The 15224-nt window shown below is 44.0% G+C and carries 17 protein-coding genes; 8 read left to right on the top strand and 9 right to left on the bottom strand.

Features of this window, described 5'->3' with window-relative positions:
• Nucleotides 1-35: 35 nt before the first annotated feature.
• A complete protein-coding gene (locus DKT75_RS10000; protein WP_146201351.1) occupies nt 36-449 on the top strand; it encodes a hypothetical protein in 414 nt (137 codons plus the stop codon).
• Nucleotides 450-468: 19 nt separating this feature from the next.
• On the opposite strand, the gene DKT75_RS09995 is transcribed toward DKT75_RS10000, so the two are convergent.
• The 4 genes from DKT75_RS09995 to DKT75_RS09980 form a co-directional block, all read right to left on the bottom strand.
• On the bottom strand, nt 469-1083 hold the full coding sequence (locus tag DKT75_RS09995; RefSeq protein WP_109823280.1) for a DUF1007 family protein: 615 nt from the start codon (nt 1081-1083) through the stop codon (nt 469-471).
• 20 nt (nt 1084-1103) lie between these two features.
• Complete coding sequence (locus DKT75_RS09990; protein WP_109823279.1) at nt 1104-1706, bottom strand: hypothetical protein; 603 nt, start codon at nt 1704-1706, stop codon at nt 1104-1106.
• Complete coding sequence (locus tag DKT75_RS09985) at nt 1703-2296, bottom strand: HupE/UreJ family protein (RefSeq protein ID WP_109823278.1); 594 nt, start codon at nt 2294-2296, stop codon at nt 1703-1705. Before DKT75_RS09985 ends, DKT75_RS09990 begins: the two co-directional genes overlap by 4 nt.
• A 69-nt stretch (nt 2297-2365) precedes the next feature.
• Nucleotides 2366-3091 (bottom strand): hypothetical protein, encoded by a 726-nt coding sequence (locus DKT75_RS09980; protein ID WP_109823277.1) that lies wholly within the window; start codon nt 3089-3091, stop codon nt 2366-2368.
• Between the two features lie 137 nt (nt 3092-3228).
• Between DKT75_RS09980 and epmB the strand changes: the two genes are divergently transcribed.
• Nucleotides 3229-4248 (top strand): EF-P beta-lysylation protein EpmB, encoded by a 1020-nt coding sequence (epmB, locus tag DKT75_RS09975; RefSeq protein WP_109823276.1) that lies wholly within the window; start codon nt 3229-3231, stop codon nt 4246-4248.
• Nucleotides 4249-4264: 16 nt separating this feature from the next.
• A complete protein-coding gene (locus tag DKT75_RS09970; protein ID WP_211665344.1) occupies nt 4265-4429 on the top strand; it encodes a 4Fe-4S dicluster domain-containing protein in 165 nt (54 codons plus the stop codon).
• Between the two features lie 135 nt (nt 4430-4564).
• Here DKT75_RS09970 and DKT75_RS21815 read toward each other — a convergent pair whose 3' ends face one another.
• Together DKT75_RS21815 and DKT75_RS09960 are read right to left on the bottom strand one after the other, a co-directional pair.
• A complete protein-coding gene (locus DKT75_RS21815; RefSeq protein WP_158278833.1) occupies nt 4565-5863 on the bottom strand; it encodes a FimV/HubP family polar landmark protein in 1299 nt (432 codons plus the stop codon).
• Nucleotides 5864-5898: 35 nt separating this feature from the next.
• On the bottom strand, nt 5899-6567 hold the full coding sequence (locus DKT75_RS09960) for a hypothetical protein (protein WP_109823275.1): 669 nt from the start codon (nt 6565-6567) through the stop codon (nt 5899-5901).
• A gap of 189 nt (nt 6568-6756) precedes the next feature.
• Here DKT75_RS09960 and dinB point away from each other — a divergent pair, with 189 nt between their 5' ends.
• A complete protein-coding gene (gene dinB / locus DKT75_RS09955) occupies nt 6757-7812 on the top strand; it encodes a DNA polymerase IV (protein WP_109823274.1) in 1056 nt (351 codons plus the stop codon).
• Nucleotides 7813-7987: 175 nt separating this feature from the next.
• Nucleotides 7988-8593, top strand: a complete 606-nt coding sequence (locus DKT75_RS09950) for an outer membrane beta-barrel protein (protein ID WP_158278832.1) — start codon at nt 7988-7990, stop codon at nt 8591-8593.
• A 51-nt stretch (nt 8594-8644) separates the two neighbouring features.
• On the opposite strand, the gene ubiA is transcribed toward DKT75_RS09950, so the two are convergent.
• From ubiA to DKT75_RS09935, 3 genes are all read right to left on the bottom strand, one after another.
• Entirely contained in the window at nt 8645-9517 is an 873-nt protein-coding gene (ubiA, locus tag DKT75_RS09945) for a 4-hydroxybenzoate octaprenyltransferase (RefSeq protein WP_109823272.1), read from the bottom strand.
• Nucleotides 9510-9827, bottom strand: coding sequence for a (2Fe-2S) ferredoxin domain-containing protein (locus DKT75_RS09940; protein ID WP_109823271.1), 318 nt, complete (start codon nt 9825-9827; stop codon nt 9510-9512). The genes ubiA and DKT75_RS09940 overlap by 8 nt, the downstream gene beginning before the upstream one ends.
• 70 nt (nt 9828-9897) lie before the next feature.
• A complete protein-coding gene (locus DKT75_RS09935) occupies nt 9898-10947 on the bottom strand; it encodes a hotdog family protein (protein ID WP_109823270.1) in 1050 nt (349 codons plus the stop codon).
• Between the two features lie 133 nt (nt 10948-11080).
• On the opposite strand from DKT75_RS09935, the gene DKT75_RS09930 reads away from it, so the two are divergent.
• The 3 genes from DKT75_RS09930 to DKT75_RS09920 all read left to right on the top strand — a co-directional run bounded on the left by DKT75_RS09930 (nt 11081) and on the right by DKT75_RS09920 (nt 15131).
• Nucleotides 11081-12130, top strand: a complete 1050-nt coding sequence (locus DKT75_RS09930; protein ID WP_109823269.1) for a DUF3549 family protein — start codon at nt 11081-11083, stop codon at nt 12128-12130.
• 194 nt (nt 12131-12324) lie between these two features.
• Nucleotides 12325-13707 carry an OmpP1/FadL family transporter gene (locus DKT75_RS09925; protein ID WP_109823268.1) on the top strand — a complete coding sequence of 461 codons (1383 nt, stop codon included), beginning with the start codon at nt 12325-12327 and terminating at the stop codon, nt 13705-13707.
• An 11-nt stretch (nt 13708-13718) separates the two neighbouring features.
• Nucleotides 13719-15131: an alpha/beta hydrolase family protein gene (locus DKT75_RS09920; protein WP_109823267.1), complete on the top strand. Its 1413-nt coding sequence runs from the start codon at nt 13719-13721 to the stop codon at nt 15129-15131.
• Nucleotides 15132-15224: the final 93 nt, after the last annotated feature.

The raw sequence follows: 15224 nt of genomic DNA, 5'->3' as shown, positions 1-15224 counted from the left end.
TATGTTCATTGCGAGTAACGATGTTTGGGGATGCAATGAAATCAATAAGTATAATATTTACAGCGCTACTAGGGCTGGCAGTTTCAACAACAATTAATGCGGATGAAATTTGGGACAGTACTAAGGGCAAAGTCGTCTATGAGTTAGATATAGGGCCGACGGCTATCTGGAGTTACCGTACTGAGGACTATGTAGGCCTGATTCATCTAGTGGGTTTAGCGGGTATTCACACAAACCGTGGAAGCTATGAAGGATATTGGGTACAAAACGACTCTATCAAAGAGTGCTTAACTCAAAGACCCACTCAAAACGGTGAAACAACGAGTCATTGGGGGCGATTTCACATTCGCTTTATAGATAAGGATTTTCCATCGCGCTGGGAAGCACATTGGGGATATTGTAATGACGAACTAGAGGAGGCGACTTGGGAAGGAAAGCCAACCTCCTAATGTATGCTTACTAACGTGTTTAGCGGCAATCGACCGTCATCGTTTCAGACATCAAAGTATGACCGCCATCAACATCACCTAATTGCTTCTGTTCTAATGTTGGATCTGCGCATGTTTTCTTTTGTGACTCGTCTAGTATTAAACGATCAGCCGTTAGAAAGGTAGCTAGACCAACCGCAGTCGGGTCAGACACGACAACTTTTAGGAGATGACCGTTAAGCTGTTGAGCTTCAGCTAAAGGTAGTGTCAAATTCAGCTGTAACTGTGACTCTTTGGTGAGTTGTAAGTTGTACTGTTCAACGGCAACGGTAGGCAGTACTTTCTCATCCAAATAAAGGGTTGTGAAGTACTTCATCTCCAATAAGCCATCAAGAATGTCAGCGGCGCGTTTTTTTAGTGTCGCTTCACGGTTTGATTCCGATAGGTCTTCGCCATCCATCAATGTCGCTGATAACTCAGGATCATATATCCAGCTCATCTCAACACCGCTTAACTCACCCGCCGGTGTTGTCGCTAAGCGGGCTGTTAGGTTTAGCTGGTAGTGGAACCCCGCAGCACTAGACGTAGCGCTAGTAACAAATAATAAACAAAGCAGGGCGGCGCTCAGTAGTGTGTTCAATTGTTTCTTTACCATCTGACAGTATTCTCTATGTGTTAAGTTCTAGCAGCGTTAGCTAGCAGTAGAGCTAAAACCAAAACTGCTCCAGCAGCAGACCATGCACCCAATATACGAAGGATAATGCCTTGTATAAGGTTACGTAGCGCGTAAGCAACTAAGGTAACGATAACGAGTAGACCAGAAACACAGAGAGCCGTTCCCGCCAAATGCGCATATATTTTGCGTACCTGTAACCCAGGAATCATTGGAACGCTTGAGTCCAAACCAATTACTACAGCAACAACCATCGCAATAACAACAGAGATAGCTACAAACCACTCATGTTTGAGCGTCAAGGCCAAGCCTGTGATTGCCGCAAGCGGTAGCAGAATCATTTCAGGATTCCAGCTAGCTGAATGATAGCGCGTCATTACTAATGCTGCGCTGAGTGTCACCAAAAACACAGGTATAACGATGCGAATATGTCGCCAGCCTTGTTGACCAAGCAGTAGCGCTAAAGCAAATACTGCAATGAGCTGCGTCGGCACCATCATCGGGTGCATTAGACCCTTTTCAAAGAAATTAGCCCCCGCAGCATGCGCTGCTAAAGGGCTAAATAAACAAAGAAAAACGGCGGTTAATACCGTTAATTTTTTCATAGGGCGCCTGTTAAAAAACCAACACCAGCAAGCGCGATAATACCGCCAATAGCGCGAGCAATAATAACGCCAGCAGGCCAGCGAATTAACTCACCAATACCGATACCAGCAATATGTAGTAAACCTGTTGAAATAACAAAACCTACGCTATATGCCAATGGGTTTGCAGCAGTCGGTAGTTCCGCACCATGCGCATAGCCGTGAAAAATAGCGAAAGCGCCAACGATGATCGCGGCAAACCAAAGCGGCATTTTTAGTGCAAGCACGATAAATAGTCCAAGAACTACTGAAGACAGAGCAATGCCTGTTTCAATATAAGGCATTGGAATGCCCATAACGCCAATCACGCCACCGAAAGCCATTACTAATGGAAATACCACCGGTAAAACCCAAATAGCAGGACGACCTAAAAAAGCACCTAAAATACCGACAGCGACCATTGCAGTCACGTGATCTAAACCAGCAAGTGGGTGGAGAAAACCAGACATAAATCCGCCAGTAATACCTTCTCCCGTATGCGCTAGAGCAGGTGTCGAAATAACTAATAACAGGGGAAGTGCCCATCTAAAGCACTTGAAAATAGCATTCATGTGAGACCTTTAAAAATCGCTAATTGATAAGAAAGTGAGTTTATCACGCTGTTTTTATGCCGACCAGACTCAACGTGCCTGTTTTAGCAGGCTGGAGATTAACCACCATGGTGCAGGAAATTCTTGGGCTTTAATAAAAGAGCCTTTTAACACGTATTTCTTCTTCGGCGCTTGGATCGGGCCGGGCTTATCCCAGTGATAGCCCCAGTCATTGGTATGTGATCGAAACCAGCGCAGTTTTGTTTTACCAACTTTACTCGCATCGTAAGCTGCACTAATGAGCTGTCCGTTACCAGATGGTAATACATTGAAATATTGAACCGACAAATATTGCATGGAGTTTCGTTTAATTCCAGCTGGAACAGGCAGGTTTCGGCATTGAATATTACGCAGTTGGTTTTTAATATTAAGCGCAGTGAATTGATGCCTATTGCTCATGGCAAACAGGCTAATGCGAAAGTGTGATGCGGTACTGTAGACTCCCATAGGAATGCTACTTTTTGTAATCGGATAAGCCCGCCAGCGTTTATTAAGCCGAGTGAATACGATCATCCCGGTACCATTGTAATCTTCTGATATGAGCAACGGTAAGGCCTTACCCTTTAGACGATAAGCCAGTAGCTTTTTTCGTGCTTTCAGGTATTGAATAGTCGCTTTCTTGATAGGAATTTCTTTGCCGCATTGCCAGCGTTTATCCCATGTGGGAAGTGCGGAGGTTGCTGCGTAAAGTGGCAATGAATTGATTGTGAGTATAAGTGCGGTGCATATAAGTAAAAAGTAGCGCAAAAATCGCATAACAATTTATTCCCTTTTTAATTATTAGTTATTTACTCATAGTGCCATTTGTCGGATTTGTACGCAACAAAGCATATCTAGACCTTGCTTAGGGATTCATGCAGAATTGATCAGACCTCCTATTGTAAGTACCTGTTATGTCGAAAAATATAGTGGTGATGAGTCATCAGTCAAAAGTATCCGCTACTGCGTGGAAGAAAGAGATGGCCAATATGCTGCGCGAGCCTGAAGAACTATGTGAACTCCTGAACATTAGTGGGGTAGATAAAGAACAACTAAAGGCTGCTTGCGAGTTATTTCCACTACGTATTCCCCGTCCCTATTTGTCTCGTATCAAAGCAGGTGATCTGAATGATCCTTTGTTGCTACAAGCACTACCGCAGAAAGCAGAGTTACTCATCACCGAAGGTTATGTGAGTGACCCGCTGGAAGAAGCCAAGTTTACGCCCGTTCCCGGTTTGCTTCATAAGTACCATGGGCGCGTGTTGATCGTGTTAAATGGTAGTTGTGCCATTCACTGCCGTTACTGTTTCCGACGTCATTTCCCTTACCAAGAGCATCAAATAGGGGCGGAAAATTGGCAGCAAATACTGGATTACATATCCGCTGATGACAGTATTCAAGAAGTGATTTTTAGTGGCGGTGACCCATTAAGTTGTACGGATAAGGTTTTAGCGCGTCGCTGTGAGGATTTATCGGCAATTAATCACGTGAATACGCTGCGACTGCATAGCCGGCTACCTATTATGATTCCTCAGCGGATTGATGATCATTGTCTATCATGGATGCAGAAAACACGCTTAAAAGTAGTGATGGTTATTCATGCTAATCATGCCCAAGAGTTAGATGATGAGGTGGCAGATGCGTTAGGCAAATTGGCTGCGATAGGTGTTTTACTGCTTAACCAAAGTGTCTTACTTAAAGGTGTGAATGACTCAGTAGAAGCCTTGGAAGCATTGAGTCGCCGCTTGTTGGTGTGTGATGTGATGCCGTATTACCTTCATGTATTTGACGCTGTGCAAGGTGCTGCGCATTTTGATATCGGTGATGATGCGTCAAAGATTTTGCTTGAGGAATTAAAGTCACAAGTAGCGGGATATTTGGTGCCAAAGCTCGTGCGTGAACACCCAGAAGAAACCAGTAAAACGAGCATTTAATTTACACAATTTATCCATGAAATTATATTTACTTGTTCTTAATGAGTCTACGACACCTGAATTACAGGTCAACCTACAAAACTGCATCTACTATAAGACCAGTGATATTAAAGATTCAAGTCAGAATATTACGAGGGTAACGCCAGAAGGTGGTGGTGGGCCAAGCTATCCAAACATGTAATTGAATAGTTCATAGACGAAAAAAACCTGCCATTTAACGTGGCAGGTTTTTTTATATCTGTCTAATGAGTAACGCTTTATTAGGCTGCGCTCACTTAGTCAGGCTTTCTTTTAGATAGTGCGCAAACTGAGCTTATTACTCAGGAAGTTGACCCAAAATTTCTTGTGCTTCCAAGATCTGCTGAGTGTTACCTTCGTCCATAACTTCATTTAGCATCTGGCGAGCATTTTCATAGTCACCGGCTTCAATATAAGCACGTGCAACATCCATTTTAATACTAACTTCTAATGGCGGCTCTTGCTCAATTTCAGCGGCAGGGTCGATAGGGCGGTTGTAATCAGCAAATGCATCTACTTGCGCAGGCTGTTGTACACGTTGTGCTGTCTTTTTCTTTTTACCGCCAAATAGCTTCCAAAGAAATGCTAGCAAAGCGATCAGTCCGAACACTGGCAGCAAAATCCATAACCACTGTGGTGCACCGCTATTTGTTTGTACTGCAGGTTCTGGAACAGTACCGTTCGCTTGATCCTGTACTCGCTTATTATCAAGCTGAGCTTTAATGTCTGAAGGTGATACACCTTTAGCTTTCAACGCTTCTGCCAATACAGTGTTTTCGCTTTGAACGTCAAGCATACGGCGCTCTAGAGAAATTTCCATACGAGTGCTTTCTGCCATTTCGCTACGAGCACTTTGCAGTTGAGCATTTAGGCTTTCGTTTTTATCTTGCAAGCTTTCAAGCAGTACCGCGCCGTCACCCGTTAACTCACCGTTGGTAAGTTGCATCTTAAGGTCAGCAGTACTTGAACCTAGCGAGTCAGATGATGACTGTAAACCTTGAATACGTTGTTCAAGCGCTTTTAAATCAGTGTCGCGCTTTGCTTTTTCTTCTTCTAGGCGAGCCACTAAATCTCTTAGCTTTGCACGCTCACCTTCCATGTTATCTAGCTTTTCGTCTTGCTGTTGTTTCGCTTTTACAAGACTTTCAACATTTGCTGCATTCGTTAGTGAAGTAAATGACGGTGGTGCTAAATCACCTGTTTTACCGCTACGAAAGAATTTATTATGTGTTGATAGCAAGCTACGAGCATCTTTTTCAGAAATGTCCTGAATGGCTGCTTCAGTCGGTAGGCGTAAGTCTTCGCCACCCAGCATGAAGTTAATATTGCCGCCTTTAAACGCGCGAGGGTTAGCCGCTAAAATCGCTACCATGATCTGGTTACGTGAAACACCTGCATCAATATAGTTCTTGTTAACGATAGCGCTCAACGTGCCTCTCGCTTTAACTGTGCGTTTGAAATTATCATCTGCAACAGCCGCACTCGTTAAACTAGCCGCGACACACAAGGTGACGGCAAGCGCAAAGTGCTTTACAGGGTGGTTGAGATTAGTTGTTAGTGGCATGCGTCTATTATCCAGTACTTGAATTTTTTTCATTGGAATGGGTGTCCTTCCCCTTTTAGTCGTGGATATTACCACTCCTTGGACGATTCCAGAACCTGTTTCCAGTGTTTTGATAGTTTGAAGTTTTGCTGGTCTAAGTTGCGAGCAAAAGTTTCTAGTGAATCCTTCTGGCGCGTAGCAGCTAAAAGGCTCAATAGCTCTTCTACGATAGTAATGTCAGGCTTTCCTTTAGCACTATGAATAGCCTTAGTGAGTAGTGCCTGAGCGTCTTCGACACGACCTTGTGCAATAGCATAACGAGACTGCTCAATGAGCGTACCAGTAGTCTTTGCAACGAATGGGTCAGTGCTTGTCATGTCTTCTTGACACGTTTTACTAATCAATACTGAGCCTAATGCGCGATAACAACCCAGTGTTGAATCTGAGTTATGTGATAACCATTCGTGGAAGTATTCGCGATCATGCTGATCTATTAAAGGAAGCACGAGGCTAAACATACGATCACGTAGCGGGCGGCCTTGTGAGCCAAGTACGATAAATAGATCTTGTAAGGCGCCGGCTAAAAACTGATTTAAGCCAGACTGTAGCGCAAATAATATACGCTCACTGTGTAGCTGGTAGTTTTTCGGCTGACCTTTAAGGTTTAAACTGAGACTTCGCCACTCATCCAAAATGCGAGTGTTATTCGCTGCTTGTGTTTGTGTAGTGTTTTCAGAGTGTTTGCGGGAGTTCGTCACATTCTCATCCTTGTATAAACTGTGGGGGATATTATACGGATTACGGCGTCCAAGGTGCAAATTAACATCCTTATGCAGTGCATGAGGTGCAATAAACCAGATTAATGAAATAGTAGCCCTTGCTCACTATACCACCGTGTATATTAGCTACCAAGATGAGTCGTTGATGATGCTTAAAAGGTTTGATCGTTGAGAAAAATTATTCACATTGATATGGATTGCTTTTACGCCGCAGTTGAAGTCAGGGAGAATCCATCACTTCAAGGCAAGCCTATCGCCGTAGGAGGTTCAGGTTCTCGACGTGGGGTGATTGCGACATGCTCTTATGAGGCACGAAAATTTGGTGTGCATTCGGCGATGCCGACCGCTCGAGCACTTAAACTATGCCCTCAATTGATTTTGCTACCCGTGCAAATGAATTTATATAAAGAGGTGTCAGCACGCATACAGGCTTTGTTTTACCAATACTCCGAGCTTGTTGAGCCGCTCTCTTTAGATGAAGCGTTTATTGATGTTAGTAATAGTGAGCACTGTGGCGGTAGTGCGACCTTAATGGCGCAAGAGATTCTTCACCGCATTTACTCCACTGAAAAACTCACCGCGTCTGCTGGTGTAGCATCCAATAAATTTCTGGCTAAAGTTGCCAGTGACTGGAATAAGCCCAATGGCTTATGCGTAGTAAAGCCTGATGAAATTGATGCGTTTGTACTGGAGCTGCCTGTAAAACGAATCTTTGGTGTGGGTAAAGTCACAGGACAGCGTTTATTAGATATGGGGATTGAAACGTGTGGTGACTTACAGGGTTTCTCAAAACAGCATTTATGTGATCAATTTGGCGTGTTTGGTTCGCGTTTATATGAGTTGGCGCGAGGGGTTGATGAGCATCCAGTCACAACACATCGAACGCCTAAGTCTTTAAGTGTTGAAGAGACCTATGTGAAGGATATTGCTGACTTGGTGGGGTGCTTAAATGAAGTCCCTGTGTTGTATCAGGAATTTTTGGAGCGACTAGCTCGTACTCAAAAGCGTATGAGTTTACGGCCACGTACCTTATTCGTTAAATTGCGCTTTGATGATTTTGAAACGACGACTATTCAAATGGCCGGAACAGTGCCGAGTGAAGAAGGCTTTAGGCATTTGTGCGAGCAAGCTTGGCAGAGAGGAAAGCGGCCGGTGAGGTTGATTGGGCTTGGAGTGCAGTTTTCACCAGTGGGAATGCCTGAGCAATTGGAGTTGGTTTTTTAACGACAACTGAACTTATTAAGGCGTCGACGCTACTTCAGTGAAGTAGGCTTTGCATAACTTTATAATCGACAACACGATTGTAGAGGTTTAAGTATAAGGCAGAGTCTGGATGAATTTGTTGGGGTCGTTGCCCACGGGTCTAGCTAACAACTTTTATACGGGCATGGAGATACACATGAATAAAGTACTTTTGGGTGCTGCTGTCTTATTGTCAGTTGCATCGACGCAAGTTATGGCAGGACCGAACTGGAACCAAGCATCTATTTCTTACTTATCGGCTGATGTTGGCGATAATGATGATATCGATGGTTTAGGTCTTTCTGGTACTAAGTTACTTAACTCAAATTTCTTTTTAGCTGGAAGCTACTCTAGCCTGACGCTAGAAACGTTCAATGCTTTTGGTTATGAGGCTGATGCTGACTTAAACTTTTTATCGTTGGGTGTTGGTGCGCGTAAAGCAGTCGCAGGCAATACAGATATCTACGGTATTGTTTCTTATGAAAAAATAGATTTGTCGATATCCACTGGGTTTGGTGGTTTTTATTCTGCAGCTGTAGATGATGAAAGTGGATATGGCTTACGTGTCGGTGTTCGTTCGATGATGACACCAAAGTTCGAGATTAATGGTGAGATTAGTTACATCGATGTTCTAGATGATGCAGAAACAGGTTTCGGTTTTGGCGCAGCATACTACTTCACAAATCAGTTCTCAGTAGGTGCTGGTTACAACACAGCTGATGATATTGATACACTTAACTTAACGGGAACATTTAACTTCTAAATGCTTCTGCTGCAGGCTGAACTGTAACTAGTTCAGCCTGTTATTTTACGGTTAAGTTTGTACTAAATAGTCCAGCGCTAAGCCACCAAACACAACCATCCCAAACCAATTATTATTTTTAAATGCAGTTGTGCAAAGCAACGGGTCGCGTTTACGTATTAAATACTGTTGATAAACAAAGAATGTCGAAGCAGCAGCAAGTCCAATAAAGTACAACGCTCCCAAGTCATTCAAATACCCCGCGAAGGCCAGCAACCATATTGTTATAAGTTGCAAGATACCTACAATCAAGCGGTCATTTTCACCGAATAATATAGCGGTAGACTTCAAACCGAGTTTTAAATCTTCATCGCGATCAGCCATGCCATACATGGTGTCATAAGCGGTTGTCCAAAGTACCGTCGCTAAAAAGACCAACCAGTTACTTAAGTCAGGCATTTCATTGGTGACCGCAGCGTGTGCCATTGGAATAGCCCATGCAAATGCAACGCCAAGGTGTACTTGCGGCAACATATGAACACGCTTCATGAAAGGGTAGCTAGCGGCCAACAGTAGGGCGACGACTGATAGTTTGATGGCAAGCCAGTTCAATTGCAGCGCTAATACCAGCGCAACCAAACCTAAAAAAGCAAACACACCTAAGGCCTCTTTGGCACTAATGGCACCTGTCGCTAGAGGACGCTGGTTTGTGCGTTCAACACGGCCGTCAATGTCGCGATCTGCAAAGTCATTGATAGCACAACCTGCCGAACGCATAACAAAAACGCCTAAGGCAAACACAATCAAAATCTTTACATCAGGTATGCCACTTGCTGCAAACCATAACGCCCACAAGGTAGGCCAAAGCAATAGGTAAGTCCCTATCGGGCCATCAAAACGAATGAGTTTTAGGTAGTGTGGAAACTGTTGTTTGAGATTAATCATTCTCTAGCTTGAGTCGCTCGACTTCATTGCCCTTAATCAAATGCTCATCGACGATTTCATCAATGTCTTCTTTATCCATAAAGGTATACCAAGTGCCTTGTGGGTAAACCACCATCACAGGGCCTTCATCGCAGCGGTTTAAGCAGCCAGCGCTATTAATACGCACTTCGCCTTTGCCTAGCAGGCCCAGTTCTTTGCTACGTTTTTTCATGTGATCACGTAACTCTTGTGCGCCACAGTCTTGGCAACTTGCACGGCCATCGGTGCGTTGATTGGTGCAGACAAATACGTGATTTTTGTAATAAGGCATAATAATTTACTGTAGTAGGTTTTCCAATATGAGCTAGCAACACAGCGTCACTAGCCCATAGGTTTTTTATTTACGCTTCTGCAACAGTCAACTTTTTGAATGTGTAGATAGGCGCTTCAATCATTAATTCACCATCGCTAGTTTCAAGGTACAAACTTGCCAATGCAGCAACGACCGTACCTTCTTCCGTCTTAGTAACACCGGTTAACTCAAAGCGAATTTGCTTAGGATCTTCAAAAATCATACCAGAGAACTTCTTAGCAAACATTGACTTAAATGTCGGGTTAGACATACCTAGTTTCTCTCTAGCCACTTGCTTTAACAGCGTGATCATACCGTGAGTACCGAAGTTACCAGGTACAACAGGGTCACCTTTAAAGTGATAAGCCAATGGCCAAAGCGTTGGGTTAATCGCTTGAGTCGCGTTCACGGTAAAGCCGTTTTCTGTTTCTTCAACAGTCATCGTGCCTTCGTCATGAACAGGAATAGTTAAACCAGACAGTGTGCTTGCATCAGCACCTGCTTTAACACCTAACTCGCCGCCGTACTTAGCACGTAGTGCGTGGATTTCTTCAGGTAGCAAAATACCAACGATCACTTTCTTAGTCTCAAGAATCATCTCGCCGTCAGCATCAAGCATCGCGCCATCAAAAATAGCAGTACCTGTACCGGTAGCCTTATTAACAACCCACTTCTTACGCGTCATCGCGAAAGTCATTTGCTTACCCGCTTCAAACTTAAGTGGCTGGTGCAGCGTGCAGTTTCCTGATGAAAGTGCGCGACCAATACCGTCAGCTTTACGTGAACCCCAGAAACCAACTAACTGATCTAGCTGATCTTGAAATAACATTTCAAGCGACTCGTTTGTGTCATAAGCCCAGTCAGCGGCGTCACTTGGGAAGGTAAATGTTGCGTCAATACCGTCTTCGTCTATGCGCTCGATCTGGTCGATACATAGGATAGGTTTACGAGGTAATTTAGCAAACGTGTCGTTTCCTAGCTGCCCTTCAGCATGAAGCTCCAATAGTCGACCGTTCAAACATTTCAAGTTCTTCCAGTCCAACACTTTCAGTGCTTCGTCATCTAAACGGTTTAGTTCTTCAATACTGTATTCTTGCATGATGAATTCTTCGTTAATCCAAAAAACAACAAGTATACCCTAAGGTTGGCTCAGATTTCAGCCGTGGTTGCTGGTTAGAGTGGTGTGAGTGTGCGATTATTCGCAAATTATTTTTGTGTGCTTGAGGTTTGTGATGGAACAGTTGGAATCAATCAGTAGTTTTTTGGAAATGAGTGGCTTCCAATACCGCGTGTTCGATATGGGACGAAAGATCCAACGTATTTCTAATCAGAAGTTTGCAGCGATTGAGTCACAAGAAGAATTATACCCTTATCCATTTCAGCAAAAGGCGTGGCTGTCGATATTGCTGTGGGACGAGAAGAAAAAACAAGAGCCCGTTATTTGGTTTTTGAGCTTCCCAATTGATGAAATGGGCTCGTTAAAGCTAGAGTCGCGCGATGCGTTTATGCGTGATTTGGTCGAAAATGTTGGTGAAAACATGCAAGCCAATCTACAAGGTGGCGATCATAAAGATACGATGAAAGAAAGCCCGTTTTCATTCAAGCCGCGGGAAGATCGACTAGCGGTGTTTCACGCATTGGCGACTGTTGAGCTTAAGCAGCCACCATCACAACACTACGAACATACTCGCGAATATTTGTCAGGGAAATTAGGCTTTGATCAGTGGCAATGTTTAGGTTTGCAAGGTGTTGCAGATGTTATTGCTCGCTTGTCTCAAGAAGGTAATGCTGCAAATCTTGCGTCAGCGATTCCTAAGCTTCCAGATATGCCGTTAGATACATTTATGCAGGCATTGGAGCATGTAAAGTTTTCAGGGAAACTAAGCGCAGTTGTTGTTGCAAGGCTGGAAGAGGAGGCTGCTAAAGAGTCACCACAGCCGCCATTGTTGGCTTCTTTATTACGTGCTTTATCCAGTAGTGAGGCTAAACAGTCACGTGTTGTGATAATTAAAAAATTACTTAATTCAACACTGGCGGGAAATATAGACTTATTGGCCGCTATATCGGGACGCTGCTGGTTAGATTTACAAGAGGAGTCTTTATTACAAAACTTCTTGGAAGCTGCGGCGTTGCAAGAGCAAAATGTCTTTAACATATTGTTAGTTGACCTAATGACACTGCCTGATATGCGAACCAAGGTATTGATGGGTTTGCGTAATCCCGAACGGTCGGTTGATCTGAGTAAAAAAATCGGCGGATTTATGGGCGGCGTTATTCAATAAAAAAGTGCAGAACTTATTTGTCATTAAGTTTGATGCCTTTTGTCATTGGTTATACTCGGGAAATATTGCACCGTGTAAAACGTGAAAGATCAGTAATTTTCTGATCGGTAACCCTGCGCGGATAGTGGCAAGTGTGGGCTTATCAAATAGCGGCTATACAAATAAGAATAGATAAATCTGAGGAGTATTATCTTATGAGCATTAATCGGTACAGCACATTGGCTGTATGTATTTCCCTGAGTCTAGCGACGTCAACTCTACAAGCAGCAGGCTTTGGTTTGACAGTACAAAGTGCGTCTGGTGGTGGAAACTCGGCAACAGGACATGCGATGGCTGAAGACGCTTCAGTCATGTGGTACAACCCTGCATTACTATCTTCAGTTGAAGGCACTCAAGTCAACGGTGGACTATCGATCATAGGTGCTGACTTAAATGTGCAAAATACGGGAAGTACAATTGCTAGCGCTGGCGGTGGAACACCTGTTATTGGTGAGAGTATGGCTGAGCCAGGCGGAATAAGTGTCGCTCCTAGTCTATTCTACAAACGTGATATTGGTAATATGGCGTTTGGTTTGGGTATTAACGTACCTTTCGGTGTATCAAGTGAGTATGAAGATGACAGTTTCGCTCGTTATGAAGCGACTGAGTCACAGCTAACGACAATCAATATCAACCCAGCATTATCATGGCGCTTAAACAGCAAGCTAGATATTGGTGCAGGTGTCAGCCTACAGTACGGTAGCGCGACGCTATCTAAGTCTGTTGATGCATTTCTAGCGTGTCGTAAAGTTGCCTCACTGGGGGGGACTACAACACAAGCGTGTACTGATGCTGGCTTAACATCTACTTCAAACAGTACAACTGACACCGATGTATCAGTTGAAGCGTCGGGTATCGCTTATGGCGCAAACCTTGGTTTTGCATATCACCCAACGAAAGCAACGACTATCTCGGTTGGCTATCGCTCAACAGTAAAATATGAGATGGATGGTGAGGCTGAGTTTGATCACAATGGTCTAGAAAATGCAGTGAGTAGCGCAGCACTAGATGCCTTTGGTTTAAGTACTCAAGACACTACAACTGATCTAGATCTACCTGCATCACTATCTTTAGCATTTGCCTCACAGCTTTCTAACAAGTTGACACTTCACGGTGATGTCACTTGGACAGAATGGTCTAGTGTTCCTGAAATTCGTATCGTATTTCCTGACACGCCAGCAGAGGATTCAGTCACAAGCCTAGAGTGGGAAGATACGGTTCGTGTCGGTGCTGGTTTAACTTATCAGTTATCTCAGAAAACTAAATTGCGTGCCGGTGTGGCATACGATCCAACCCCAACGCCAAGTTCTCTACATCGTACACCGCGTGCACCTCGTGCAGACTCAATGTGGTATTCAGCGGGTATGAGTCACCAAATGAATAAGAAGCTGAGTATTGATGGTAGCTTGTCAATTGTTGTCCCAGACGATACGACGATTAACTATACCTCTCCAGGGTCTACTGATTATTACACCCGTGCTGATGTTGAAGCAGATGCTTTTTCTGCTGCGTTGTCAGTTAACTATCGTTTTAAGTAAGGGGCTGAAATATGTTAAATAAAATCAAAGTTCTACCGTTATTATTATGCAGTGGTTTCGTGCTTCAAGGTTGTAACGGCAGTAGTGATGAACCAAGTACGGTTGACTGGCCTAAGCAAACAGCTTATGCAGGCGCAAATGTTTATGCTGGACTAACGGCAGAAGGCGCGGCAAGTGCCGCTTTATTTGCGGGCGTTAAGGCGACGGTTGTTGCCTCTGGTGGTACAGGTGACTTGTGTGACGTAAAAGTAAGTCGCATTACTTATGACACAGTTGGCGGTAAAGGCGAAGCAGCGACGTCAAGCGGTGTTGTTATGGCACCAGTACCAACAGGTGATAATGAGCTATGTTCTGGCGCACGTCCTGTTGTTCTATACGCACATGGCACAAATACTGACACAAATTATGACTTGTCTCAGTTTGCAATTGACTCAACTAATCCTGCATCAAGCGAAGCAGTGTTGCTATTGGCATCCTATGCATCACAAGGTTATGTCGTCGTAGCACCAAACTACGCAGGTTATGCTGACTCAAATTTGGGTTATCACCCATACCTTGACGAAGCACAGCAAAGTACTGAAATGATCGATGCCCTTGAGTATGCACGTAGTTACTCTACTCTGCTCGAAGCGACTATGTCATCAGACCTGTTTGTATCTGGACTGTCTCAAGGTGGTTATGTAGCAATGGCTACACATAAAGCCCTAGAAGCTAAAGATGAGACGGTTACTGGGTCAATGCCAGTATCTGGTCCTTATGCAACACTAGATTTTATGGATACCGTGTTTGCCGGTTTTGTTAATGGTGGTGCGACACAGTTTGCACCGATGCTATTAACTGCTTTAGATCGTGCAAACGATATCTATGATGAGCCAAGTGAAGTCTATGCAGAACAGTATGCAGGCTTTGCAGATAATGCATTGCCGCGTCCGGGTGGATTTGATGAGTCTGGCTTGCCGGAATATCAGCTATTTAGTGGTGAAGCGCCAGCAGGTGCTCAAAATACCGCTGCTTTTGGTGAAGATCACCTAATAGCCGATAGCTTCAGAACTAGCTATGTGACTGACTATTTAACGAATGGTGCTGAGCCAGTAACTCAGGTGCGTTCACTACTGAAGGATGCGGATTTACGTGATTCATGGGCACCGTCTTCACCGTTACTTATGTGTGGTGCAAGTACTGATCCAGTTGTTTATCATTCGATAAACAGTGACGCGATGGCTACTCACTGGAGTCCTTACGTTGCAGGAGGTTTGGTTATTAACCTAGACCTTACTGATGCCTTAAATCCTGACTACCCATTTGTAGGTGTACAGCAGGCATGGCAATCAGCTGATATTGGGTTAGCAGATATTCATGGTCAAACAGGGGTATATTGCTCGTTTGCAGGTTTAGCACTCTTTAATCAGTTAAAAAGTAACTAAGCACTCAGGCAAACAACGCTAAACAACCGCAGATGGTTTAACCACTATCTGCGGTTTTTTTGTGTCTTTCTCTCCTCAAATTTCCTTCTACCT

It is taken from the genome of Leucothrix arctica (assembly GCF_003172895.1).
Taxonomy (GTDB): Bacteria; Pseudomonadota; Gammaproteobacteria; order Thiotrichales; family Thiotrichaceae; genus Leucothrix; species Leucothrix arctica.
The sequence above is the reverse complement of the archived record's forward strand: the minus strand, read 5'-3'. Positions and strand labels throughout refer to the sequence as shown.